We start from the raw sequence: 23314 nt of genomic DNA on the forward strand, positions 1-23314 counted from the left end.
TCGGAACATTCAGGACAGTTGACCTCTGAAACGCAGGCCGCTTTGCCCGTTTCCTCCGATGGCTCGCGCTGGGCGGAGTGAATGAGGTATAACCACCCGGTTCCGCACCGAGTCAATTCATGGAAAGCCGAGTCCTCATGCCATCTACGGAGTCAACGGAATCCACCGAGTCGACGGACTCGACCGGAATCACGGAGCCGGAGAGCAGGGTGGAGCCGGAAAGCAGCGCTGAGCCCGAGGGCGCGGAGCCGGAAAGCAGCGCTGAGCCGGAGACTGCCGAGAAGGGCCGCCCCGACCGGCGCGGCCTGGCCATCGCGGCCGCGGTGCTGCTCGCCTGCGGCGGGCTCATCGGCTACGGAATCCTCAACACCCCCGACAAGCCGAAGGCCCGCGCCGTCCCGACCGCCGAGGTGACCTACGAGGTCACCGGAACCGGCACGGCCGAGCTCTCGTACCTCGCACGCAGCGAGTCCGGCAAGGCGACCGTCGAGGAGAGCGTCGCACTGCCCTGGAAGAAGTCCGTCCAGGTACCCCTCGGCAAGGCACCGACCATCGCCATCGTCCTCAACGAGAAGGGCGGGCAGGCCAGCTGCACGCTCGCCATCCGCGGCAAGCATGTGCAACTCGCCACCGCCTCCGGCAGCTTTGGGCGAGCAACCTGCACCGGCGAACTGCCGGCCGGCGAGCGCGGCGAGAACTGACGCCCACTGACGCCCGCTCGTCTCATATCCGGCACCCCGACCGGCGCGCTCGTGGCCACGCGTACCAGGGCGTCAGCGCCGGGCACGGAGACAAGGCGTGCAGACCTCGCGCCCGGCACCAGCCCGGCGCCACCGAGCGTGCTCAGCGTGCGACCGGACGCGTCAGCGCTGGACGCGGGCGCGGCGGGAGACCACCGCGCGCAGGACCCGCTGCCCCTCGGTCGACACGTCCAGTGCCTGACGCAGCCCGACGCCGCCCTCCGCGTCCGCCAGAATCTCCAGGATCTGCACCTGACGGCGCAGTTCACCGGAGACCAGCGGGCCCGCACCGTCCGGCTCGCCTTCGCGGCAGCGCTTGAGCACCTCGACGACATCGGCGGCAGCGGGCTCGTCGGCCCCGGGGCCCGCGTCGAGGCGGTGGTGGAGTTCGAGCGCGGCGACAGAGCAGTCGTCCGCCCACTCGCGCAGCGGTTCCGCCGCCCAGTCCGAGGGCGCGGCGCCGAGCATCTGCCGTACGAGCGCCGCCGCTTCGTCCTCGACCGCCGCGCCCCCCATGGTCTGCCGGGCCTCGGCGAGGCGTCCCGACCAGTCCTCCTCACCGTCCACCAGGCCGGCCCACAGCGGACGCAGCACATCGGCCTCGGACGCGAGCAGCGGCAGACAGCGGTCCAGGCAGGCGAGCCCACTCGCGGCCAGGCCTTGCTCATCCGCCTGTGCGATCAGTTCCCTCAGGCACTTCGATGCCACCGGACGACTCCCATCGCGGACGCAGTACTTCCTCTTACTGCGCCCCGTGGCTCAAATGCGTCACTCCCACGGGCCGGGAATCCCCAGTTCCTTCCAGGAATCGGAAGCAGAGTTCCTCGGCGCGGGCCGCGGACCGCTTGGCGCAAAGTACTCCCTTTGGCACCCCTGCCGCCACAGTCCTGCCAAGCCGACGTGCGCTATTCACCATGCGCAACTCGTACACATATACGCCACAGCTCTGTTACATTTTGCGCCACCGGAACTCGGCCTGCAGAGCGCCCTGTTGGGAACGCCTCGGCCGAATCACGCGGTGTGAGCCCGCGCGCCCCCGGGCGGGCTCACACCGCGACCTTCTCCGCTCCCCGCACCGCCTTGGTGAGCTGCATACGCGTGAGCCTGCGCACGACGACGACCGCCAGCAGCGCGGCCCCGATGTCGACAAGACCGCCGACGATGAAGGCGTCCGCGCCCGCCTGGACCTCGTCCGCCGTCTGGGCCATGTCGTACTGAGCGCCCGCAATGCCATTGACCAGATTCGAGACGAGCCATGCGATCCACCAGACGTTGATGATGGTGTGTGGCTCCTGCTTCCCCGTGCCGTACGGGTCTTGGCGGCTGGCCGCCCAGATGTCGGCTGCGATCGCGCGCGGGAGGTAGAAATTCCCGAACGGGACGAACCAGCCGCCGATCGCCCAGCCCCGACCGCGCCGCTGGAGATCAGGCGCGAACACATCGGCGTTGGCCCGCACCCGGGAGAACCAGATGATGAAGACAACGGCAGTGGCGATCTGCGCGACCCCTTGGACGACGCCGGCGGCATCCGTCACCGACAGGGCCTGCTCCAGGTCCGTCTCCGAATAGGCCGTGCCCATCAGGTTCCGCAGGCCGGCCGCGGCGAACATGGAGAAGACGTCGGCCGCGACGACGATGCAGAGCAGTGCGACCACGGCGTAGGAGAGCCCGACCGGCGAGCGCAGGACACCCGGCCGACGCTCCGCGGGCCGTCCCGGCAAGGTGCGGTCCACCACCGGGACGGCCGGGCAGCCGTCGCAGAGTCCGTCATCGGTTGTGGCTGTGTTCTTCCGGCAGTTCGAGCAGAGCATGGCTGAGCAGACCCCCCACGGGCGCGATGACGCCCCTCCCCGGAGGCGTCGTGGAACCGGGACCGCACTCCGTGCGACCGCTCACGGACGATATGGCTCCGGCCGGGCCACCGTCCAGCGCGAATCCGCAGCTCAGGCCAAGCCCAGCGTCCGCGCCAGCTGCTCGAAGCTCTGCCAGCTGCGGCTCGGCTTGCGTGGGTCCCACAGTTTCTGGGACGTCGCCGCCAGCGGCATGGCGATGCCGCGCGCCACCTGGTCCTGGGTCTGGGACCGGGACAGGTCGCACCACACCGCGAAGCGGCCGCCCAGGATCTGGTCCGAGTACTGCCGTGACACCGGCTGAGTGCCGCGGATCACGAACGGGTTCCACTGCTCGTATATCCGCCGGCCGGTCGGATATACGAAGGTCTGCGGCTGGCCCAGCACGTAATAGAGATACTCGTCGTTGACGTTCACCAGCCGTCGGCCCTCACGCAGATACTCCACCGGCGGGCGCGCCCCGATCTCCTTGCCGGTCCAGTACTCGACCTCGATGTCCTTGTCCACGGCGACCGCACCGCCGCGGAAGAAGCCGTCGTTCCAGGCCTTGAGCTTCTTGCCCTCCGGCCGCAGCACCGCCGCGCGGTCGTTCACCCAGGCCGTCGCCAGGTCCTGGACCCGCCCCTGCGGTCCGTATTTCTGCCGGGCCAGGGCCGCCAGCTGCGGGAAGGACGCCTCCGGGTTCTGCCGGACCAGCGCCTGGTACTCGTCCCCGCCCAGATGCCAGTACGCGCCGGGGAACAGATCCGCGTACTCCTTCAGCAGCTCATCGACGATCTGCGCCGACGCCGGCTGCCCGATGTCGATCGCGCCCCGCACGGACCTGCCCGCCGCGTCCCGCAGCTGCAGTTGCGGATGCGCGGCCAGCACCGCGCCCAGGTGGCCCGGGGAGTCGATCTCCGGGATGACCGCGATATGCAGCCGGGCGGCGAGGTCCACGATCCGCCGGACTTCGTCCTTGGTCAGGTGCTGACTCGAGACCACCTCGGGATGCGAGTCCGATGCGATACGGAAGCCCTGGTCGTCGGAGAAGTGCAGGCCGAGCTGGTTGAGCTTGAGGTCGGCCATCTCGCGCAGCCGGTCCTCGATCCAGCCCGCGGTGAAGTGCTTGCGTGCGATGTCGATCATCAGCCCGCGCTGCGGCCGGTCCGGCCCGTCCCGTACGACGCCCTCCGGCATCACGCCGCCGGACTTCACGGCCTGCTTCAGGGTCCGTGTCCCGTAGAAGGCGCCGGCCTCGTCGGCACCGGTGATCCGCACCCGGCCGCCGCCGGTGATGACGGTGTACGACTCGCGCCCGCCCTTGCCCGCGAGCGCCAGTTCCACGTCGCCCGCACGGGCCGGGACGGCGCCGCGGTAGCCGAGTTTCAGTTCGCCGGCTATCAGCCGGCCCTCGTCGGCGAGCGCTTCACTGCCCTTGGCGACGACAACTCCGCCGCCGGGCCCGGGCCGCCAGCCAGGACCGCGGGCCGGCTCGTGCGTGCGTACGGAGGGGATGGTGGCGGGCGCCTTGGAGAGGGCGTACGTCCGGGACGGCGACGGCGACGGGCTCGCGGTGGGGGCCTTCACGTCGCCCCGCGCACCACCGCCGCCCGCCCTGTCGGGTTCACCGGTCGAGCAGCCGGACAGCGTCATCGAGAAGGCCGCGGCTGCCGCGAGGACCGCTCCGGTGAACCGCGTGCGCCCAAAGTGCCGTATCACTCGGATACCTCCCATTTATTGCGTAACTACGGCGAAGCACCCCCGTCCATCGTCCATCACATGATCGAAACTCTCTCGTCCGGGTGAAAATTGCGCATCCGTCGGACAGCTCATGTCAGGCGCGGATAGCGTTATGACCCATCCATCCCCTGCGTCGCAGCCGTCCAGCTGTCCTTTTCGAGGAGCCCCCGCTGTCCAGCGAATCCCACGCCGGCCTCCCGAAGCGACCGCCGACACTCCACCACACGCCCCGCGCCCTCACACCATCGGCCATACCGTCCCAGCTGGCCTCCCAGGCGTCCCAGGCCTCACATGGCTCCCCCTCCCAGGCCTCGCCACCGGCCCCGCCACCGGGCCGGCACCGCGGCGCTCCCGGCCTCGAGCGCTTCAACACCGCCCCCGCCGACGTCGCCGAAGCCACCCTCCTCGCCTGCTGCGGCAGCAGTCGCTGGGCCCAGCGACTCGTCGCCCACCGCCCCTACCCCGACCTCGACGCGCTCCTCGCCGCCGCCGACGAGGCCAGCTACGACCTCTCCCCCGCCGACCTCTGCGAGGCCCTCGCCGACGAGTCGTCCGCCGGAGTGCACCCGGGCGCGCCCCAGGCCGCCCACACCGCGATCGGCGCCGCGCACGCCGCGTACGAGAGCCGCTTCGGCCACGCCTTCGTGATCTGCCTAGACGGGTACCACCCCGAGGAGTACCTCGACCAGGTGCTGGCCGGCATCCGCGCCCGTCTCGGCCACGAACCGGACGAGGAGCGGGCCGTCTCCGCCGAGCAGCTGCGCGGACTCGTGCGCTCCCGACTGGCACATGTAGTGGCCAACCATCCGGAATCAGACGTCGCAGGGGCTTCCCGATAGCCCGTCCGAGGCTGTTTGATTGCCTGTTTGATCACACCTGTGGACCCCGGGCAAGCGAACCGACAAGTCGTCGCTACGATGGCCGGGGCCGGTGGACCGTACCCGGCCGGGCCAGACCGACCCCCCAAGCCGGCAGGCCCCAATCCCCGCTCCCGGAGGGTTCTTCCGTGCCGGCTGGAACGCTGTACCGCGGCCGGGAAGGAATGTGGTCCTGGGTGGCTCATCGAGTCACCGGCGTCCTCATCTTCTTCTTCCTGTTCGTACACGTGCTGGACACCGCTCTCGTCCGCGTCTCGCCAGAGGCCTATGACGATGTCGTTGCCACGTACAAGACGCCGATCGTGGCGCTGCTCGAATACGGCCTGGTGGCCGCGATTCTCTTCCACGCGCTCAACGGCCTGCGTGTCATCGCCGTGGACTTCTGGTCCAAGGGCCCGCGCTACCAGAAGCAGATGTTCTGGACCGTGATGGCCATCTGGTTCGTGCTGATGGTGGGCGCCCTTTACCCGGTGCTCGGCCACGCCGTACGTGAACTGTTCGGGAGCTGACGCCAGACCATGTCTTCGAACAACACAGTTGCTGACACCACGTCCGCCGTCGGCCCCGTCGAGGGCGGCGAGCCTGTCCTCCGATTCGACACAGACAACCCGGCCCCGTACATCGAGGCGCCGCGCCGGCGCACCAGGACGACCCCCAAGGCGACCCGCGGCAACTTCGAGATGGCCGCGTGGCTCTTCATGCGCCTGTCCGGCGTCGTCCTCGTCGTCCTCGTCATCGGCCACCTGCTGATCCAGCTTGTGCTCGACGGCGGCGTCTCCAAGATCGGCTTCGCCTTCGTGGCCGGCCGCTGGGCGTCACCGTTCTGGCAGACCTGGGACCTGCTGATGCTGTGGCTCGCCATGCTGCACGGCGCCAATGGCCTCCGCACTGTCATCAATGACTACGCGGAGCGCGCCAACACGCGTCTGTGGCTCAAGGGCCTGCTGTACACCGCCACGGTGTTCACCATCCTTCTGGGCACGCTGGTGATCTTCACCTTCGACCCGAACATCCGCTAAAGCCGGGGCTGACGAGACCAATGAAGATCCATAAGTACGACACCGTCATCGTCGGCGCCGGTGGCGCCGGTATGCGCGCGGCCATCGAGTCGACCAAGCGCAGCCGTACCGCCGTGCTGACGAAGCTCTACCCGACCCGCTCCCACACGGGCGCGGCGCAGGGCGGCATGGCCGCCGCGCTCGCCAACGTGGAGGAGGACAACTGGGAGTGGCACACCTTCGACACGGTCAAGGGCGGTGACTACCTGGTCGACCAGGACGCCGCCGAGATCCTGGCGAAGGAGGCCATCGACGCGGTCCTCGACCTGGAGAAGATGGGTCTGCCGTTCAACCGCACCCCGAACGGCACCATCGACCAGCGCCGCTTCGGCGGCCACTCGCGCAACCACGGCGAGGCCCCGGTCCGCCGGTCCTGCTACGCCGCGGACCGCACCGGCCACATGATCCTCCAGACGCTGTACCAGAACTGCGTCAAGGAGGGCGTGGAGTTCTTCAACGAGTTCTACGTCCTGGACCAGCTGATCACCGAGGTCGACGGCGTCAAGAAGTCGGCGGGCGTGGTCGCGTTCGAGCTGGCCACCGGCGAGATCCACATCTTCCAGGCGAAGGCCGTGATCTACGCCTCGGGCGGCACCGGCAAGTTCTTCAAGGTCACCTCCAACGCGCACACGCTGACCGGTGACGGCCAGGCCGCCTGCTACCGGCGCGGACTGCCGCTGGAGGACATGGAGTTCTTCCAGTTCCACCCGACGGGCATCTGGCGCATGGGCATCCTCCTCACCGAGGGCGCCCGCGGCGAGGGCGGCATCCTTCGCAACAAGGACGGCGAGCGCTTCATGGAGAAGTACGCGCCCGTCATGAAGGACCTCGCCTCGCGTGACGTCGTCTCGCGCTCCATCTACACGGAGATCCGCGAGGGCCGCGGCTGCGGTCCCGAGGGCGACCACGTCTTCCTGGACCTGACCCACCTGCCGCCGGAGCAGCTGGACGCCAAGCTCCCGGACATCACCGAGTTCGCGCGTACGTACCTCGGCATCGAGCCCTACACGGACCCGATCCCGATCCAGCCGACGGCGCACTACGCGATGGGCGGCATCCCGACGAACGTCCAGGGTGAGGTCCTCGCGGACAACACCACCGTCGTCCCGGGTCTGTACGCCGCCGGTGAGGTCGCCTGCGTCTCGGTGCACGGCGCCAACCGCCTCGGCACCAACTCGCTGCTGGACATCAATGTCTTCGGCAAGCGGGCGGGTATCGCCGCCGCCGAGTACTCCGCGAAGAACGACTATGTCGAGCTTCCCGAGGACCCGGCCTCGCTGGTCGAGGCGCAAGTCGAGCGGCTGCGCAGCTCGACGGGCAGGGAGCGGGTCGCGGACATCCGCCGCGAGCTGCAGGAGACCATGGACGCGAACGTCATGGTGTTCCGCACCGAACAGACGATCAAAACCGCGGTCGAGAAGATCGGCGAGCTGCGCGACCGCTACAAGAACGTGTCGATCCAGGACAAGGGCAAGCGCTTCAACACGGATCTCCTGGAGGCCGTCGAGCTGGGCAACCTGCTCGACCTGGCCGAGGTCATGGCCGTCTCGGCACTGGCCCGCAAGGAGTCCCGCGGCGGTCACTACCGCGAGGACTTCCCCAACCGCGACGACGTCAACTTCATGCGCCACACCATGGCGTACCGCGAGGTCGGCGACGACGGCGTCGAGTCCATTCGTCTCGACTACAAGCCGGTCGTCCAGACCCGCTACCAGCCGATGGAGCGTAAGTACTGATGGCTACCCCAACTCTGGACAAGGTCGAGGCGGAGGCTGCCGCCTCCCCGTACATCACGGTCACCTTCCGGATCCGCCGCTTCAACCCCGAGGTCTCCGACGAGGCCCAGTGGCAGGACTTCCCGATCGAGATCGACCCGAAGGAGCGTGTGCTCGACGGTCTCCACAAGATCAAGTGGGACGTCGACGGCTCGCTCACCTTCCGGCGCTCCTGCGCTCACGGCATCTGCGGCTCCGACGCGATGCGGATCAACGGCAAGAACAGGCTCGCCTGCAAGACGCTGATCAAGGACATCAACCCGGAGAAGCCCATCACGGTCGAGGCCATAAAGGGCCTGACGGTCCTCAAGGACCTGGTCGTGGACATGGAGCCGTTCTTCCAGGCGTACCGCGATGTGATGCCCTTCCTGATCACGTCCGGCAACGAGCCGACGCGTGAGCGTCTGCAGACCGCCGAGGACCGCGAGCGCTTCGACGACACCACCAAGTGCATTCTGTGCGCCGCGTGCACGTCCTCGTGCCCGGTGTTCTGGAACGACGGTCAGTACTTCGGCCCGGCGGCGATCGTCAACGCGCACCGCTTCATCTTCGACTCGCGTGACGAGGCCGGGGAGCAGCGCCTGGAGATCCTCAACGACAAGGACGGCGTGTGGCGTTGCCGTACGACGTTCAACTGCACGGACGCCTGCCCGCGCGGTATCGAGGTCACCAAGGCGATCCAGGAAGTGAAGCGCGCGCTGATCACGCGTCGCTTCTAGCCTTTCCGGCTGAATCTGTACGAGGGCCCCGCTCCCAGGACTTGGGAGGCGGGGCCCTTGCCGTACCCCCTTCGCTTCACCGACCGGGCGATACCTGGCAGGATCGAACCCGTCTGACGTGACACAGCAGGGAAAGCGGGGACGAGACCATGAGCGAGCCGAATCCGTACGCGGACGGGGAGTACAAGTGGGGGCCGACGCAGCCTCCGGGGACGCCGGGGTACGGCTACCCCAATCCGGCGCCGGGGTACGGCTATCCGGGCCAGGGCCAGGACTACAGCCAGACCCAGCCCGCGGGGGTTCCGGTTCCGATGGGTGCGCCCGCTCCGATGGGCGGTGCGCCGCTGGTGTCGATCGGTGACATCAGCGTCATGGGCGACTCGATCGTGACGCCGGCCGGCACGCTGCCGCTGCGGGGAGCGGTGTGGAACGCGACCGACATGTCGCGCACCGAGGAGAAGATCCCGACGCACGCCATCGTGCTCGCGATCGTCTTCTTCATCTTCTGTCTGCTGGGTCTGCTCTTCCTGCTGATGAAGGAGAAGACGACCACGGGCTTCATCCAGGTCACGGTGACCAGTGGCGGCAAGCACCACTCGACGATGATTCCGGCCCAAGGTCCTCAGACCTTCCAGATGGTGATGGGCCAGATCAACTACGCGCGGTCGCTCAGCAGCATGTAAGGCGTGCCGGGGCCTCGTTCACGCTCGGCGGCCGGCGGGACGCGACGGAGCATACTCAGCCCAGGCGTGACGCGTAGGCGGCCTGCTCGGGCAGAAGGGGGACGCCGAAACGGCGGTGCAGGGCGAGTACATCGCGTACGTCGTCCTCGTCGAGCTCGTATCCGCCGTGCGATCCGACCTGGAACTCGGCCGTGCAGCACGGCACCTGGCGGCCCAGGACCGTGCCGGTCGCCCCGAAGGCGCCGACCGGGTAGGCGATGCCGTCCGGGCCGTACACCCGGGCGCCGTGCTCGTCGGTCCGGGTGGCGGACAGGTCGACGAAGTGGACGTCGACCTGGCGGCCGAAGTCGTCGACGAGGACCAAGTTGTGGGGGCCGTCGTCCCGGAAGAGCCGGAAGCCCGCGTCCCGCATGGTCCGCCGGTAGCGGTCGGCATCCTCGGACCGTACGGCGATGTCGAGATCGTTGTGCGCCCGGGTCTGCTCACCGAGCAGCGCGTCGACGCCCCAGCCGCCGTCGAGCCAGACCTCGACACCGGCCCCGTCGAGGAGGTCCAGGAGGTCGAGCACGTCCGGGCCGCGCAGGTCGGCGCGGCCGCCCAGATGCTCGGCGAGGAAGCCACGGAGCAGCGCGGTGGTCTCGTCGGGCCGCTCCAGCGAGGGCAGATGACCGGCCCACTCCAGTTCGATGTGTCGGGCGCCGGGGAGCAGTTGCGGCAGCCGGGCGGCGATCCCGCGGAAGTCGGCGACGTCGTGCGCGCCGCCGACTGCGAGGCAGGGCGCCTCGATCGTTCCGAGGTCGGGCTCCGTGGCAGGCGCGGGCGCGGGTGACACCGGCCCTTCGTCGGAGGCCTCGGACGCCCCCGCTTGCGCCGCCTCGTCCGCCGCCAGCTGGATCTCGAACGCGTGGCGTTGCATCACCCGGACCTTCTCGCGGACCCGCTCGTCCGCCTGCGGGCCCAGCCAGGTGTCCAGGTTGAGTTCGACCGCGGCCGACACGTCACCGACGTCGAGGAACGCATCCTCGCGCGCACCGAAAGCCCGCAGCTCCGAGCTCGGTTCATGGCCCGGCATGCCGGCGCAGAGCAGCGCCAGCGCCGTCACCCGGTCCGGCCTGCGGGCCGCGGCCTCCAGCGCGACGCGCCCGCCGAAGGAGGAGGCGACCAGGGCCGCCCGTTCGATGCCGAGCTCGTCCAGCAGCTCCAGTACGTCCTCCGCGTCGCTGTACTCACCCGCGTCCGCGGGCGTCTGCCCGTGCCCCCGGAAGTCGCAGCGCACCACTTGGTATCCGGCGTCCGCCAGCACCTGCCACTGCGCGTCCCACATCCGCCGGTCGCACACCGACGAGTGCAGCAGCACCACCGCGGGCCCCTGACCGGCCATGTCGTAAGAGAGCGTCATCCGGCCGAGGTTAGAGCCCGTACGCGAGTCGCGCCCCTCGTTTTCCACCCCGCCCTCCATCCCGCTTGAACATGTTCAAAAGTAGGTCTACAGTCCATGACACCGACTTTTGAACGCGTTCAAGGGAGGGTGGGGGATGGACCTCACTGTTGTTGCGTATGTCGTCTACCTGCTGATCAGCGTGGCGCTCACCATCTGGGTGGCGCGGACTCTGAGCCGCAACGGGCGCATCTTCATCGCCAGCGTCCTGCAGGGGGACGAGAAGCTGGCCGACGCCGTCAACCACCTGCTGGTGGTCGGCTTCTACCTCGTGAACCTCGGCTTCGTCGCCCTCTACCTCAAGGCGGCGGATGCGGTCGAGGACGCCCGCGGGCTCTTCGAGGCCCTCTCGGTCAAGCTCGGCGTCGTGCTCCTCGTCCTCGGCGTCATGCACCTCGGCAATGTATGGGTCCTCAACAAGATCCGCCGGCGCGGAGTGATGGAGCGCGAGCAGGTGCCGCCGGTCGGGCCGCAGGGCTGGACGAACCAGGCGAGCCAGGGCCCGTGGGACGCACCCACCCCCGGCCCCGCCGGAGCGTGAGCGCGATGGGCACCCCGGTCCGGAGACTGACCGTCCTGTACGACGCCCAGTGCTCCCTCTGCGTCCACCTGCGCAGCTGGCTGCTGCGGCAGAAGCAGCTCGTACCGCTGGACCTGGTGCCCGCGGGATCGGCCGAGGCGCGGCGCAGGTACCCGCGCCTCGACCACGCCACGACCCTGCGGGAGATCACCGTCATCGGCGACAGGGGCCAGATCTACACCGGGCCCGCCGCCTGGATCGTCTGCCTCTGGGCCCTGGCCGAGTACCGGCCCAAGGCCCACTGGCTCGCCACCCCGGCGGGACTGCCGTTCGTACGAGTGACGATGCTCGCGGCGGCCAGGTACCGCGAGGCGACCACAGCAGGAGGGGCCACCGGTACGCCCTGCGACGACCGGTGCTCCGTCCCCGGTTAGGCTCGGACACCGTGACTGAAGTGAAGGCCCCCAAGAGCGAGCAGACCCGCACGCTCATCCTCGAGACCGCGCTCCGGCTCTTCCAGGAGCGCGGTTACGACAAGACGACGATGCGGGCCATCGCCAAAGAGGCGGGGGTCTCGGTAGGGAACGCGTACTACTACTTCTCCTCCAAGGAACACCTCGTCCAGGGGTTCTACGACCGGATCGCCGCCGAGCACCAGGCGGCGGTCCGGCCCTTGCTGGACCGGGAGACCGATCTGGAGGCCCGGCTCGCCGGGGTGATGACGGCGTGGCTGGACATCGCGGCGCCGTACCACGAGTTCGCGGCCCAGTTCTTCAAGAACGCGGCCGACCCGGAGAGCCCCCTCAGCCCCTTCTCCCCCGAGTCGGAACACGCCCGCGAGGCTGCCATCGCCGTCCACCGGGAAGTCCTGGCAGGCGCCAAGGGGAAGGTGCCGGAAGAACTGGCCGACGTCCTCCCCGAGTTGATGTGGCTGTCCCAGATGGGGCTCGTCCTGTTCTGGGTCTTCGACCGCTCAACGGGCCGTGAGCGCAGCAGGCGCTTGGCCGAACGCGGGGCGCGGCTCACCACGCGCGGTATCGCGCTCGCCCGCTTCCGGGTGCTGCGGCCGCTCGTACGCGATGTGCACGAGCTGTTCACGGACTTCCTGCCGGGGATGGCGGAGACGGTCGCCGCCCGCAAGAAGTAGCCCGGAACCGCGGAATGCGGAATGCCGAATGCGGAACGACGAATGCGGAACGACGAACACCCCGGCCGCGGCCGGGGTGTTCGTGGACCTCACCGTCAGCGGCTGACACCCACGTCCGAGAGCACCACATCGTGGACCAGCGGATCGCCGCCGATCATGATGTGCCCGGCCCAGGGTTCATGGACACCCGCCGTCACGGCCAGCAGATACGCCCCGCCGGCCGGCGCGGACAGGATGTACGAGCCGTCGGCAAGCGACTCCGCCCGGTCGACCTGGCGGCCGCCCGGCGAGACGAGGGTGAGGATCGCGTCCCCGAACGGCTCGCCCTGCGGGGTACGGACGAATCCATGGACGACGGACCCTCCGATCCCCGCGGCCACCCCAAAGCGCGGTCCGGGAACAGAGCCGGAAGCGGCAGACCCTGCCCGCTCCGGCGCGTCCTCCCGCGGCTCCACCGCCAGATGCGGCAGCCGCTTCTCAAGACCCGCCGGCAGCCACCAGTTGGACTTCCCCAGCAGATGCATCGCTGCCGGCACCAGCGCCGTACGCAGGATGAACGCGTCCAGCGCCACCGCCGCGGCAAGCCCGATGCCCGCCATCGCGCCCTCCATGTCGCCGCTCAGCACAAAGGCGCTGAAGACGCAGATCATGATCAGGGCGGCGCAGTTGATGACCCTGCTGGTCTCGGCGAGGCCGACCCGGACGGCCCGCGCGTTGTCCTTCGTATGCACCCACTCCTCGTGCATCCGGCTGACCAGGAAGACCTGGTAGTCCATCGAGAGCCCGAAGAGCAGGGACAACATGATGACCGGCAGGAACGCCGTGATCGGGCCCTCCTTGCCGAGGCCCAGCGCCTCCGCTCCCCAGCCCCACTGGAAGATCGCGACCAGTACGCCGAAGGAGGCCGCGGCCGCGATCAGGTTCATCAGGGCGGCGGTCAGCGGGACGACCAGCGAGCGGAACGCGATCAGCAGCAGCAGGAAGCCCAGCGCGATGATCGTCCCGACGAAGTACGGCAACCGGTCGCCCGTCACCTCCGCGAAGTCCTTGAAGATCGCGGTCACTCCGCCGACATGGACCTCCTCGCCCGACTGCGGGATGACTTCGCCGCGCAGAATGTCGATCAGCTGGTCCGTCTCCTCTGACTGCGGCGATGTGGTCGGGACGACCTGGATCACCGTGACGCCGGAGTCCGGCGGCGAGGGCAGCGCGACGGCCTGGGCGACACCCTCCGTGGCGCGCACCGTGCTCACCAGTGCCTGGACGGCCGCCGGTTCGGCATCCCGCGCGACCAGTTGCAGCGGCCCGTTGAAGCCGGGCCCGAAGCCCTCGGCGAGCAGGTCGTACGCCTGCCGGGTGGTGGTGTCCTCCTTGTGGTTGCCCTGGTCGGTCGCGCCGAGCCGCAGCGAGAGCACGGGGATCGCCAGCGCGGCCATCACCACGACCGCGACCAGGGCGATCGACTTGGGCCGCTTCTGCACGGCCGCGGACCAGCGGGCGGCGGCGCCGCTCGACTCCGCCGTATCCGGACCGTCGGCGGCAAGCCTGCGGCGCTGGCGACGGCTCAGCACCCGCGGGCCGAGGACGCCGAGGAGCGCGGGCAGCAGGGTGGTCGCGGCCAGCACGCTCAGCACGACCGTCAGCGAGGTGGCGATCACCACGCCGTCGAGGAAACGCATGTTCATCACGAGCATGCCGGCGAGCGCGATGCACACCGTGCCGCCCGCGAACAGCACCGCGCGCCCCGAAGTGTTCAGCGCGGTGACCGCGGCGTCCTCGGGCGCCATGCCCCGCAGAATGCCCTTGCGGTGCCGCGTGACGATGAACAGCGCATAGTCGATGCCGACGCCGAGGCCGATCAACGAGCCGAGCAGCGGGGCCACTTCGGGCACATCCGTCGCATGGCTGAGCAACATGGTCGACAGCATTCCGGTGCCGACGCCGAAGATGGCCACCACGAGCGGCAGCACCATCGCGAAGAGCGAGCCGAAGGCCAGGAAGAGGACGACCGCGGCGGCCGCGATGCCGACCAGTTCGGCCGTGCCGGCCGGCGGCTCCTGGATACGGGTGATCGCCTGCCCGCCGAGCTCGACCTGCAGACCCGCCCGCTCCGCGTCCTGCGCGGTGTCGACGACGTCCTGGACCAGCTCCTTCGGCACGGCGTTGGCCTGCTCGGCGAAGGTGACCTGGGCGTAGGCGATCCGCCCGTCCTTGCTGATCTGCGTCGCGCCTGCCTGCGAGTACGGGCTCGCGACCTCGCCGACCCCCTTCATGCCCGCGATCTCCTTGAGCGCGGGCTCCACCCGCTCCCGTACCGCCGTGTCGCGCACGGATCCTTCGGAGACCCGCCACACCACCGTGTCGGTGTCGCCGGAGCGCTCCGGGAACGCCGTGACCATCAAGTCGTACGCATGTGTGGAGTCGGTGTCCGGAAGGCTGAAGCTGTTGGAGTAGTTGGTGCCTGCCGAGCTGCCCGCGGCCCCCAGACCGAACAGCGCCCCCACCCACAGCACCAGGACCACCAGCCGGTGCCGATAGCACCAGCGTGCCAATGCCCCCACGATTCCTGCCCCTTCGTCGATCCGTCTCCCCCGGGCCGGTCTCCAGAATCGGCTGCGGACACGGTCCGTGGCGTGACGCGGCCATGACTCTCAAGGAACTCCAAGACAGTGATCCGCCCCCCGCACCCGGAGCACGCCGATACTGAGGGCATGGACCATGAGGGAGCGACCGTGCTGGTCGTCGAGGACGAGCCGAGCATCGCCGACGTCCTCGCCATCGCGCTGCGCTATCACCGCTTTGAGGTGATTACGGCCGGAAGCGTACGGCAGGCACAGCAGCTTGCCGGGCAGACGCGCCCCGATGTGGCGCTCCTAGATGTGATGCTTCCGGACGGCGACGGGCGGGCGCTGGGGCGTGAACTGCGCGCCGTGCACCGCGATATGGCCGTCGTCTTCGTCACCGCGCGCGACGCGACCGCCGAGATCGTGGGGGCGCTCGGCTTCGGCGACGACTACATCACCAAGCCGTTCAACGTCGACGAGGTGGTGGCCCGCATCAGGGCCGTACTGCGGCGCACCAGGCCCGCGGATGTGCTGCCGGTGCGCCCGCCGCTGCGGTACGGGGATCTGGAGCTGGACGATGCTACGTACGCGGCGCGGCGCGCGGGCTGCTCGGTGCAGCTCACACCCACCGAGTACGCGCTGCTGCGTTTTCTCGTACGCAACGGCGGGCGCATCGTCCCCAAGGAGCAACTGCTGCGCCATGTCTGGCAGTACGAGCACCAGGCCGAGTCGACCGTCGTCGAGACGTACATCAGCTATCTGCGGCGCAAGCTGGACCCCCTGGGACCGCCGCTGATCACCACCCGCAGGGGCGTCGGATACGGACTCGCATGAGGTGCAACCACCGCGGCATCCATTCCCTGCGCGGCCGCCTCACCCTCGTCAATGTGGCGCTGCTGGCCCTCGGCATCGTCGCGGCCACCGCGGTCAGCCTGATGGGCATGCGGCACTATCTGCTGGACAACGTCGACTCCGAGCTGCTTGGGTCCCGCAACGCGCTGCAGGGCGCCGGCCTCACCCAGAAGCAGATCGACTCGCTGAGCGCGATCGGGGCGCTGCGCGACAAGTACGACCCCGAGAGGGCGGCGGCGAGGACCCTGCCCCGGGCGGACACGGTCTTCGTCGCCCTCGACGCGAAGGGGCAGCCCATCGCCTTCGCGGGAGTCGCGCCCACGGAGAGACAGCACGAGCTCACATCGGCCGTCGGCGACCCGGCCGTGTTCGCCGGGTCCGCAGAGGCGCACGACCTGAAGCTCGACGGCGACGCGTATCGAGGCGTCGGGGCGCGCCTCGCCGACGGCACGTTCGTGCTCATGGCGACCTCCACCGAGTCCGTGCACGGGGCCATCAAGAAGGCGCTCAAGCTCGATCTCGCGCTGGGCACCGTCCTGTTGACCTTCCTCGCAGTGGGCACCATGCTCGGCACGCGCCATCGGCTGCGGCCGCTGGAGGACATGGTGGAGACGGCCTCCGCGATCGCCGAGGGCGACCTCACGCGACGGGTGCCGGGCAGCCGCGATCCGGTCACCGAGATCGAGCAGCTGCGGGTCGCCCTCAACTCGATGCTCCACCAGGTCGAGTCGGCCTTCGAGACGCGCGAGCACAGCGCGGCCCAGCTGCGGCAGTTCGTCGCGGACGCCTCGCACGAGCTGCGTACGCCGCTGTCCGCGATCCGCGGCTATCTGCAGCTGTACGACAAGGGGATGCTGCGCGAGCCCGCCGAGCGGGCCAGGGCGCTGGCCCGGATGACCGCCGAGGCCGACCGGATGGGACGGCTCGTCGAGGAGCTGCTGACCCTGGCCCGGCTGGACCAGCAGGCCCAACTGCGGCTGTGCTCGGTCGACTTGAGCGCTCTGGTGCGGGACGCGGCGGACGATCTGCGGGCCCAGCAGCCGCAGCGCCCGCTCGACGTACGGGCCGACAGCGCGATGGTCGTGCACGGCGACGAGTCCGGGCTGCGGCAGGTCGTCGGCAATCTGCTGGCCAATGTACGTGCCCACACCCCGGCCGACGCGCCGGTACGGGTGGAGCTGGCGCGCGAGGACGGCGCGGGGCACGGCCCCGGAGCGGTGCGGCTGCGGGTCGCGGACGAGGGGCCCGGCATGGCCCGCGAGGAAGCGGACCGCATCTTCGACCGCTTCTTCCGGGCGGCCGGCGGCGGGAGTCAGCCTGCGGGCAGCGGGCTGGGCATGGCGATCGTGCAGGCGGTGGTGGCCTCGCACGGCGGCGCGGTGACGATCCAGACGGCGCCGGGCAAGGGCCTGGTGGTGACGGTGGCGCTCCCGGCGGCTGTGGCCTAGGCCCGGACATCACCGTTTCAGATCCAGCCGAACCGTTCAGATCCAGCCGAGCTCCCAGAGCCGCCAGATGCCGGTGCCGTCCGTCAAATACTGCGAGCCGTTGACGTCCTCGCTGCTCAGTACGTAGTCCTTCTTCTGCCACAGCGGCACCAGCGGCACATCCTTCGCGACCTCCCGCTGCAGCGATTTGAAGTCCGCCGTGGCGCGGGCGCGTTCGCTGTACTGCTGCGTCGAGGCGATCAGCCTGTCGACGGTCCTGCTCTCATAGCCGTTGTGGAGGGTGGAGTCCTTGCCGACGAGCGGCTGGCTGAAACTGTCGGGGTCCGGGAAGTCCGGGATCCAGCCGATGGTGTACGCGTCGTACTGCCCCTTCGCGTACCCCTTCTGGAACACCTTCCAGTCCTCGGCCACGACCTTCACCTTGAACAGCCTGGTCGCCTCCAGCTGGCGGCGCAGCTCGGCGGCCTCCTGCGCCGGGCCGCTGTCCGCACGGTGCACCAGGGTGAAGCTCACCGGGGTTCCGACCCCGGCGTCGGCCAGGAGTTTCTTGGCGCGCTCCGCGCTGGGCTGCGGATAGACGTCGAAGAAGGGGTTGCTGTGCGCCAGCGTGCCCTGCGGGATCAGGGAGTACAGCGGCTCCACCGTGGAGTGATAGACCGAAGTGACCACCTGGGTGCGGTCGATGACCGAGGCGATCGCCTGCCGGACCGCCTTCTTCGCCATCGGCGATCCTGGCCGTACGTTGAAGACGAGGTTGCGGATCTCCGCGCTCTGCGACTCGTTGATGCGAGTGCCCGAGCCGCTGGGGTCGAGGCCGGCGATCACCTTCGCCGGCAGCTGCCGGTGGGTGACGTCGAGCTGCTTGGCCTTCCAGGCCGCGGCGAGCTCGTCGGAGCTCTCGAAGTAGCGGATCAGCACAGGCCCGCCGGTCTTCGTCAGCGCGCCCCGGTACTTCGGGTTGGGTTCGAGCCGGGCACTGACGCCGGGCTCGTACGCCTTCAGTACGTACGGTCCCGAACCGTCCACGGCAGAGCCCTCGCGCAGGCTCTTCTCCGGGTACTGGGTGCGGTCGACGATCGATCCGGCGCCGGTGGCGACCTTCTGCGGAAAGGTCGCGTCACGCGAGCTGAGGTTGAAGGTGACCGTCTGGCCCTTGGCCACGACGTTCATGAGTGTGGTGAAGAGAGGCTGCGGGCCGACGTCCGTCTTGATGCGCAGCATGCGGTCGAAGGAGTACTTCACGTCCTCGCCGGTGATCTTGCGGCCGTTGGAGAAGGTGAGGTCGTCGCGCAGCTCGCACTGGTACGTCTGGAGCTTCATGCCGATGAAGCGGCAGCCGCGCGCGGCGTCGGGGACCGGGGTGATGCCGCCGGGCTTGAAGGTGAGGAGCGACTGGTAGACGTTGCTGTACATGGCCCAGGAGCCGGCGTCGTACGCCCCCGAGGGGTCAAGGGAGGTGACGACGTCGGACGTCCCGACGGTGACCGGATCCTTACTGGCCTCGTTCGACGGTAATAACTGCCAGCCGCCCACGGCCGCGGCCAGGACCACCACGCAAGTGACAAGTATTCGTAGCCGAATCGACTGCACTGCAGTGCTCCTCTTCACGCCCACCCCTGTTCGTGATGGCACTCAGCCAATCACAGGGGCTTGACAAGAGGAAGGGAAGCTTGCACCTCACAGGGAACTTTGACCTCGGCTATGCCTGGCGGGAAGCGAGCTGTACGACGGTGATGTCGGAGGTGGCCCCCACGCGCACGGGCGGGCCCCACGCGCCCGCTCCCCGGGTCACGTAGAGCTGGGTGTCGCCGTACCGTTCGAGACCGGCGACGGTGGGGTTGGCGAGGGCGGCGAGGTAGTTGCCGGGCCACAGCTGACCGCCGTGGGTGTGCCCGGAGAGCTGGAGATCCACCCCCTGTTTCACCGCGTCATGGATGACGACGGGCTGGTGCGCGAGCAGCACGGAGGCGCGGGCCCGGTCCCGGTCGCCGAGCGCCCTGCCGAAGTCGGGGCCGTCGCCCTCGCTCTCGCCCGCGACGTCGTTGACGCCGGCGAGGTCGAAACCGGCGATCTCGACGCGCTCGTTCCGCAGCGGGCGGAGCCCGAGCTCGCGGACGTGGTCGATCCACTCCTCGGCGCCGGAGAAGTACTCGTGATTGCCGGTCACGAAGAAGGCGCCGTGCCGCGCCCGCAACTGCGCGAGCGGCTCGGCGGCGGCCCCGAGGTCGGCGACGCTGCCGTCGACGAGATCGCCGACGACGGCGACGAGGTCGGGCGAGGTGGCGTTGATGGTGTCGACGATGCGCTGGGTGTGCGCGCGGCCGAGGATCGGCCCGAGATGAATGTCGCTGACGACGGCGATCCGGAACCCGTGGGCTGCGCGCGGAAGTTTGCCGAGCGGCACGGTGACACGCTTCACCCGGGGTCCACGGAGGACGCCGTACGTCCCGCACCCAACGGTCCCGAGAGCGACGGCGGCGGCGCCTCCGCCGACGACGCGAGCCACGAAGAGCCGCCGGGAGAGGGCTGCGCTGCGGCCCGCGACGTCGGCGCCCGGGTCGGGCGCGGCGTCCGAGGCGGCCGCGGTTTCGGCGCCCGGAGCGTCCGAGGCCGCGGCAGCAGGCCCGGCCGGATCCGCATGCGTGTCGGGGGCGGCCGGGTCGGCGGGCTCGGCCCGAACCGGGGCCGGGTCGGCCGGGTGCGTGTCCAGCACCGCAGTGCCCGGGGCCGCGGCGAAGCCTGCGGCGGCCGGGTCAGCGGGCTCGGCCCGAACCGGGGCCGGGGCCGCGTCAGTCAGGTGCGCGGCCGGTGCCGCGGCGGCCGGGTCAGCGGGCTCGGCCGGAGGCGCGGCGACCGTACCGGGGTCCCCGTGCGCCGCGGTGCGGAACGCACCCACGTGCGCGTCCGGTGCCGCGGCAGGCTCGGGGGCCTGGGAGGCTTGCCCCCCAGTTTCTGGAAGGGGCGGGGTGGGGGAATTCCCAGCCGTCGCCCGCCGCTCCAGCACCCGCCGCAGCACCGGCCGCACCCCCTCCCCCACCACCAGCCCCAGCGTCAGATACAGCAGCACCGCCAGCCACAGATACCCCGGCCACGCCAGCACCCGCTCCAGCCAGAACGGCGCCCCCGCCCGCCCCGACACCAGCGCCCCCACCGTCAGCACCGGCAGTACCCACGCCGCCGCCGTGCCCACCCGACGGGCCACCCCGCCGTGCGCCGTCGTGTCGCGGACCAGCCGCCGCCACACGTACCAGTGCACGCCCCCGAGCAGGGCGACAACCACAACCACCACGAGCAGGACAACCACCAGCACGGACCGCTCCTCTAATCCCTGTCAGCCCGAGCGCGCCCGTCGCGCCCCTCGCGGCGCAATGCGCGCACCCCACGCAACCCGATCACTCCGACGACCGTCCCCAGAAGAAAGGACGTGATGGCGAGCAGCAGATGGACCCAGAAGTAGGCCGTCGGGTCACCCGCGTCGTCGAAGGCGAGCCCGCTCCCGTCCTTCCACAGGTTCTTGACGAAAGTGATCCAGATGAACCAGCTCCACACCCCGAAGGCGAGCAGGAACCAGGAGACGGGGCGGCTGAGCTTCATGGACTCAGTATCGCGGCCGTCCTCCGACCGGGGCCTCCGGGGTGGGCTGTCCCGGCGTTGCGCCCGGCGGGTCACCGGGCTGATAACCATATTTTCTGCAAAGGCATGTACGTTCTCGTCCGTGTCTGCTTTGAAGAGGACCGCATTGACGGTCGCCGCCGCCGCGTTGCTGCCTGCCCTCGCCGTCGCCCCCGCGTCGGCGGACACTTACGACGACCTGGCAGACGAGAAACGCCCGAACCCCCCGGCCTCCATGTCCACCGTCGGCGGCGCCCAACTCGGCAAGGCAGGCACCCAGGTCAGCCTCGGCCCCGGCGCGCCCGTCCTGCCCGAGGAGGTGAGCGGCCGGTCCTGGATCGTCGCGGACGCGGAGAGCGGCGAGGTGCTGGCCGCGCACAACGCCCACTGGCGGCTGCCCCCGGCATCGACGCTCAAGATGCTGTTCGCGGACACCGTGCTCCCCCGGCTGCCCAAGACCGACATCCACAAGGTGACCAACGACGAGCTCTCGGACGTCGGCGACGGCAGCAGCCTGGTCGGGGTCAAGGAGAACCAGACCTACTCCGTGCACGATCTGTGGCTCGGCGTGTTCCTGCGCTCCGGCAACGACGCCGTGCATGTGCTGGCCTCGATGAACGGCGGCGTTTCCAAGACCGTCCAGGACATGCAGGAGCACGCCGACGAACTGCAGGCGCTCGACACGCATGTCGTCTCGCCCGACGGTTACGACGCGAACGGCCAGGTCTCCTCCGCGTACGACCTGACCCTCATCGCCCGCAGCGGCATGCAGAAGAAGGACTTCCGCGAGTACTGCTCGACGGCGAGCGCCAAGTTCCCCGGCGAAAAGGTCGAGGGCAAGCAGCGTGGGACGTTCGAGATCCAGAACACCAACCGGCTGCTCACCGGCGCCTACGGCATTACCCCGTACAAGGGCATCGCGGGCGTCAAGAACGGCAACACCACGCACGCGGGCGCGACCTTCACCGGAGTCGCCGAGCGGAACGGCAAGGTGCTGCTCGTCACCGTCATGAACCCGGACTCCGGCGAGAGCCAGGCGGTCTACAAGGAAGCGGGCAGGCTGCTCGACTGGGGCTTCGCGGCGGCCGGGAAGGTCAAGCCGGTCGGCGAGCTGGTCCCGCCGAAGTCCGCCACCCCGTCACAGGGCGCGGAGCCGGCCAACAACGGCGCTCCGGCGAAGACCGCCGCCGACGCGAAACGGGGCTCCGGCGGCATCGGCATCGCGCTCGCTGTCATCGGCGGGGTGCTGGTGCTGCTTACTGCCGGCGTGTTCCTGGTCAACCGCCGCTGGCCGATGCGCCGCCGCTAGCCCTGCCGGCCGCCGCTTCTTGAGCGTTCTTGCTCGGCGTCGCCGTCCATGCGGCGCAGAACAGCATGAGCTTCGCGGTGAAGTTGATCCACAGCAGCAGGGCGATCGGGACGCCGAAGGCTCCGTACATGCTCCTCGCGGCTACGCCCCTGATGTAGCCGCCGAGCAGCAGCTTGAGCAGTTCGAAGCCGACCGCGCCGATCAGCGCCGCCACCACCAGGCGGCGGCGCTGCGGTTGCACGCCCGGCAGCAGCGTCAGGACGTAGAGCAGCAGCAGGAAGTCGGCCACTACGGCGATCGCGATTGCCGCGATCTGAAGCAGTACGCCCTCGGCTCCGCCTTCGTCGATGCCGAGCCGGTCGGCGCTCCAGCCGACGGCGGTGGAGCCGAGGGCGGAAGCGGCGAGCGAGACGAGCACGGTCACGCCGAGCCCGAGCAGTACGAGCCCGTCCTTGAGCCTGCGCAGGACCGGGTTGTCCTCGTCCTCGTCGTCCAGCTCCCAGACGGCGCGCAGACACTCCCTTATCGAGCCGACCCAGCCGATGCCGGTGAAGAGCAACAACGCGCCCGCGACGAGCCCGACCGTACCCGCGTTGGCGACCAGGGAGTTGATGTCGAGCTGGTCGGAGATGCCAGGCACCTGCTCGGAAATCTTGTCCTCGAGCGTCTTCAGCTGCTCCTTGTCGAGCAGCGAGGCGCCGATCGCCGCGGCCACGGTGATCAGCGGGAAGAGTGCGAGAAAGCTGATGAAGGTGATCGCGGCGGCGAGCCGCGACCAGTGCACCCGGTCGAGCGTCTCGTAGGAACGCCAGGCGTGAGTCCGCATCAACCGGGCGACGAGCGGGCCGATGACGGGGAGTTTGGTCAGCCATTCCATGTCGTACGCGTACCCTCCGCACCGAATACCAGCGTCCGGGTGCCCCAGAATCGCAGGCAGGTCTTCGCGGCCAGCGGGTCCCGGCCGCGCTCGGGCCACGGAACGCGCCGGGCGGGCCGGAC

At 69.6% G+C, this 23314-nt stretch carries 22 protein-coding genes and 1 pseudogene; 13 read left to right on the forward strand and 10 right to left on the reverse strand.

Translation table 11 applies throughout. The features are described 5' to 3' along the window. Positions 1-137 precede the first annotated feature (137 nt). Positions 138-701 (forward strand): hypothetical protein, encoded by a 564-nt coding sequence (locus tag ACZ3H8_RS08975; protein ID WP_467399243.1) that lies wholly within the window; start codon positions 138-140, stop codon positions 699-701. A gap of 162 nt (positions 702-863) precedes the next feature. On the opposite strand, the gene ACZ3H8_RS08980 is transcribed toward ACZ3H8_RS08975, so the two are convergent. From ACZ3H8_RS08980 to ACZ3H8_RS08990, 3 genes are all read right to left on the reverse strand, one after another. After that, the gene (locus ACZ3H8_RS08980) at positions 864-1448 is read right to left on the reverse strand and encodes a hypothetical protein (protein ID WP_467399246.1); all 585 of its coding nucleotides are present in this window, start codon (positions 1446-1448) and stop codon (positions 864-866) included. Positions 1449-1786: 338 nt separating this feature from the next. Continuing rightward, the gene (locus ACZ3H8_RS08985; RefSeq protein ID WP_467399248.1) at positions 1787-2473 is read right to left on the reverse strand and encodes a DUF4328 domain-containing protein; all 687 of its coding nucleotides are present in this window, start codon (positions 2471-2473) and stop codon (positions 1787-1789) included. Between the two features lie 210 nt (positions 2474-2683). Further along, on the reverse strand, positions 2684-4306 hold the full coding sequence (locus ACZ3H8_RS08990) for a beta-N-acetylhexosaminidase (RefSeq protein ID WP_467399250.1): 1623 nt from the start codon (positions 4304-4306) through the stop codon (positions 2684-2686). Between the two features lie 269 nt (positions 4307-4575). Here ACZ3H8_RS08990 and ACZ3H8_RS08995 point away from each other — a divergent pair, with 269 nt between their 5' ends. The 6 genes from ACZ3H8_RS08995 (at position 4576) to ACZ3H8_RS09020 (ending at position 9425) form a co-directional block, all read left to right on the forward strand. Further along, positions 4576-5151 carry a 2-oxo-4-hydroxy-4-carboxy-5-ureidoimidazoline decarboxylase gene (locus ACZ3H8_RS08995; RefSeq protein ID WP_467399966.1) on the forward strand — a complete coding sequence of 192 codons (576 nt, stop codon included), beginning with the start codon at positions 4576-4578 and terminating at the stop codon, positions 5149-5151. Between the two features lie 167 nt (positions 5152-5318). After that, on the forward strand, positions 5319-5699 hold the full coding sequence (sdhC, locus tag ACZ3H8_RS09000) for a succinate dehydrogenase, cytochrome b556 subunit (RefSeq protein WP_360871672.1): 381 nt from the start codon (positions 5319-5321) through the stop codon (positions 5697-5699). 9 nt (positions 5700-5708) lie between these two features. Beyond that, positions 5709-6209: a succinate dehydrogenase hydrophobic membrane anchor subunit gene (locus ACZ3H8_RS09005; protein WP_467399254.1), complete on the forward strand. Its 501-nt coding sequence runs from the start codon at positions 5709-5711 to the stop codon at positions 6207-6209. A 20-nt stretch (positions 6210-6229) separates the two neighbouring features. Next, positions 6230-7984 (forward strand): succinate dehydrogenase flavoprotein subunit, encoded by a 1755-nt coding sequence (gene sdhA, locus ACZ3H8_RS09010; protein ID WP_467399257.1) that lies wholly within the window; start codon positions 6230-6232, stop codon positions 7982-7984. Further along, entirely contained in the window at positions 7984-8742 is a 759-nt protein-coding gene (locus ACZ3H8_RS09015; protein ID WP_467399259.1) for a succinate dehydrogenase iron-sulfur subunit, read from the forward strand. The genes sdhA and ACZ3H8_RS09015 overlap by 1 nt, the downstream gene beginning before the upstream one ends. A gap of 149 nt (positions 8743-8891) precedes the next feature. Then, complete coding sequence (locus tag ACZ3H8_RS09020) at positions 8892-9425, forward strand: hypothetical protein (protein WP_467399261.1); 534 nt, start codon at positions 8892-8894, stop codon at positions 9423-9425. A gap of 55 nt (positions 9426-9480) precedes the next feature. Here ACZ3H8_RS09020 and ACZ3H8_RS09025 read toward each other — a convergent pair whose 3' ends face one another. Next, a complete protein-coding gene (locus ACZ3H8_RS09025) occupies positions 9481-9993 on the reverse strand; it encodes a nucleotidyltransferase domain-containing protein (protein ID WP_467399967.1) in 513 nt (170 codons plus the stop codon). Positions 9994-10029: 36 nt separating this feature from the next. Continuing rightward, a pseudogene (locus ACZ3H8_RS09030) lies at positions 10030-10824 on the reverse strand (alpha/beta fold hydrolase); the annotation flags it as partial. A 136-nt stretch (positions 10825-10960) separates the two neighbouring features. Here ACZ3H8_RS09030 and ACZ3H8_RS09035 point away from each other — a divergent pair. Genes ACZ3H8_RS09035 through ACZ3H8_RS09045 form a run of 3 tightly spaced genes read left to right on the forward strand, consistent with a single transcriptional unit; the run spans position 10961 to position 12530 of the window. Then, complete coding sequence (locus ACZ3H8_RS09035) at positions 10961-11404, forward strand: hypothetical protein (RefSeq protein ID WP_356222853.1); 444 nt, start codon at positions 10961-10963, stop codon at positions 11402-11404. A 5-nt stretch (positions 11405-11409) separates the two neighbouring features. Beyond that, positions 11410-11817, forward strand: a complete 408-nt coding sequence (locus tag ACZ3H8_RS09040) for a thiol-disulfide oxidoreductase DCC family protein (protein ID WP_467399265.1) — start codon at positions 11410-11412, stop codon at positions 11815-11817. 11 nt (positions 11818-11828) lie between these two features. Beyond that, complete coding sequence (locus ACZ3H8_RS09045) at positions 11829-12530, forward strand: TetR/AcrR family transcriptional regulator (protein WP_467399268.1); 702 nt, start codon at positions 11829-11831, stop codon at positions 12528-12530. A gap of 95 nt (positions 12531-12625) precedes the next feature. Here ACZ3H8_RS09045 and ACZ3H8_RS09050 read toward each other — a convergent pair whose 3' ends face one another. Beyond that, the gene (locus ACZ3H8_RS09050; RefSeq protein WP_467399969.1) at positions 12626-15082 is read right to left on the reverse strand and encodes an MMPL family transporter; all 2457 of its coding nucleotides are present in this window, start codon (positions 15080-15082) and stop codon (positions 12626-12628) included. A 159-nt stretch (positions 15083-15241) separates the two neighbouring features. Between ACZ3H8_RS09050 and ACZ3H8_RS09055 the strand changes: the two genes are divergently transcribed. Then, a complete protein-coding gene (locus ACZ3H8_RS09055; RefSeq protein ID WP_467399270.1) occupies positions 15242-15928 on the forward strand; it encodes a response regulator transcription factor in 687 nt (228 codons plus the stop codon). Continuing rightward, positions 15925-17394: a sensor histidine kinase gene (locus ACZ3H8_RS09060; RefSeq protein ID WP_467399272.1), complete on the forward strand. Its 1470-nt coding sequence runs from the start codon at positions 15925-15927 to the stop codon at positions 17392-17394. The genes ACZ3H8_RS09055 and ACZ3H8_RS09060 overlap by 4 nt, the downstream gene beginning before the upstream one ends. Positions 17395-17430: 36 nt before the next feature. On the opposite strand, the gene ACZ3H8_RS09065 is transcribed toward ACZ3H8_RS09060, so the two are convergent. The 3 genes from ACZ3H8_RS09065 to ACZ3H8_RS09075 form a co-directional block, all read right to left on the reverse strand. Beyond that, positions 17431-18984, reverse strand: a complete 1554-nt coding sequence (locus ACZ3H8_RS09065; protein WP_467399274.1) for an ABC transporter substrate-binding protein — start codon at positions 18982-18984, stop codon at positions 17431-17433. Between the two features lie 109 nt (positions 18985-19093). Further along, positions 19094-20704 carry a metallophosphoesterase gene (locus tag ACZ3H8_RS09070; protein WP_467399276.1) on the reverse strand — a complete coding sequence of 537 codons (1611 nt, stop codon included), beginning with the start codon at positions 20702-20704 and terminating at the stop codon, positions 19094-19096. An 11-nt stretch (positions 20705-20715) separates the two neighbouring features. Beyond that, positions 20716-20988 carry an SCO4848 family membrane protein gene (locus tag ACZ3H8_RS09075; RefSeq protein ID WP_398994074.1) on the reverse strand — a complete coding sequence of 91 codons (273 nt, stop codon included), beginning with the start codon at positions 20986-20988 and terminating at the stop codon, positions 20716-20718. Positions 20989-21109: 121 nt separating this feature from the next. Here ACZ3H8_RS09075 and ACZ3H8_RS09080 point away from each other — a divergent pair, with 121 nt between their 5' ends. Next, positions 21110-22315 (forward strand): D-alanyl-D-alanine carboxypeptidase family protein, encoded by a 1206-nt coding sequence (locus ACZ3H8_RS09080; protein ID WP_467399281.1) that lies wholly within the window; start codon positions 21110-21112, stop codon positions 22313-22315. Here ACZ3H8_RS09080 and ACZ3H8_RS09085 read toward each other — a convergent pair. Continuing rightward, complete coding sequence (locus ACZ3H8_RS09085; RefSeq protein ID WP_467399283.1) at positions 22284-23192, reverse strand: YihY/virulence factor BrkB family protein; 909 nt, start codon at positions 23190-23192, stop codon at positions 22284-22286. The two genes, ACZ3H8_RS09080 and ACZ3H8_RS09085, sit on opposite strands and share 32 nt — an antisense overlap. Positions 23193-23314 lie beyond the last annotated feature (122 nt).

This window comes from Streptomyces sp. NPDC002868 (assembly GCF_055563295.1).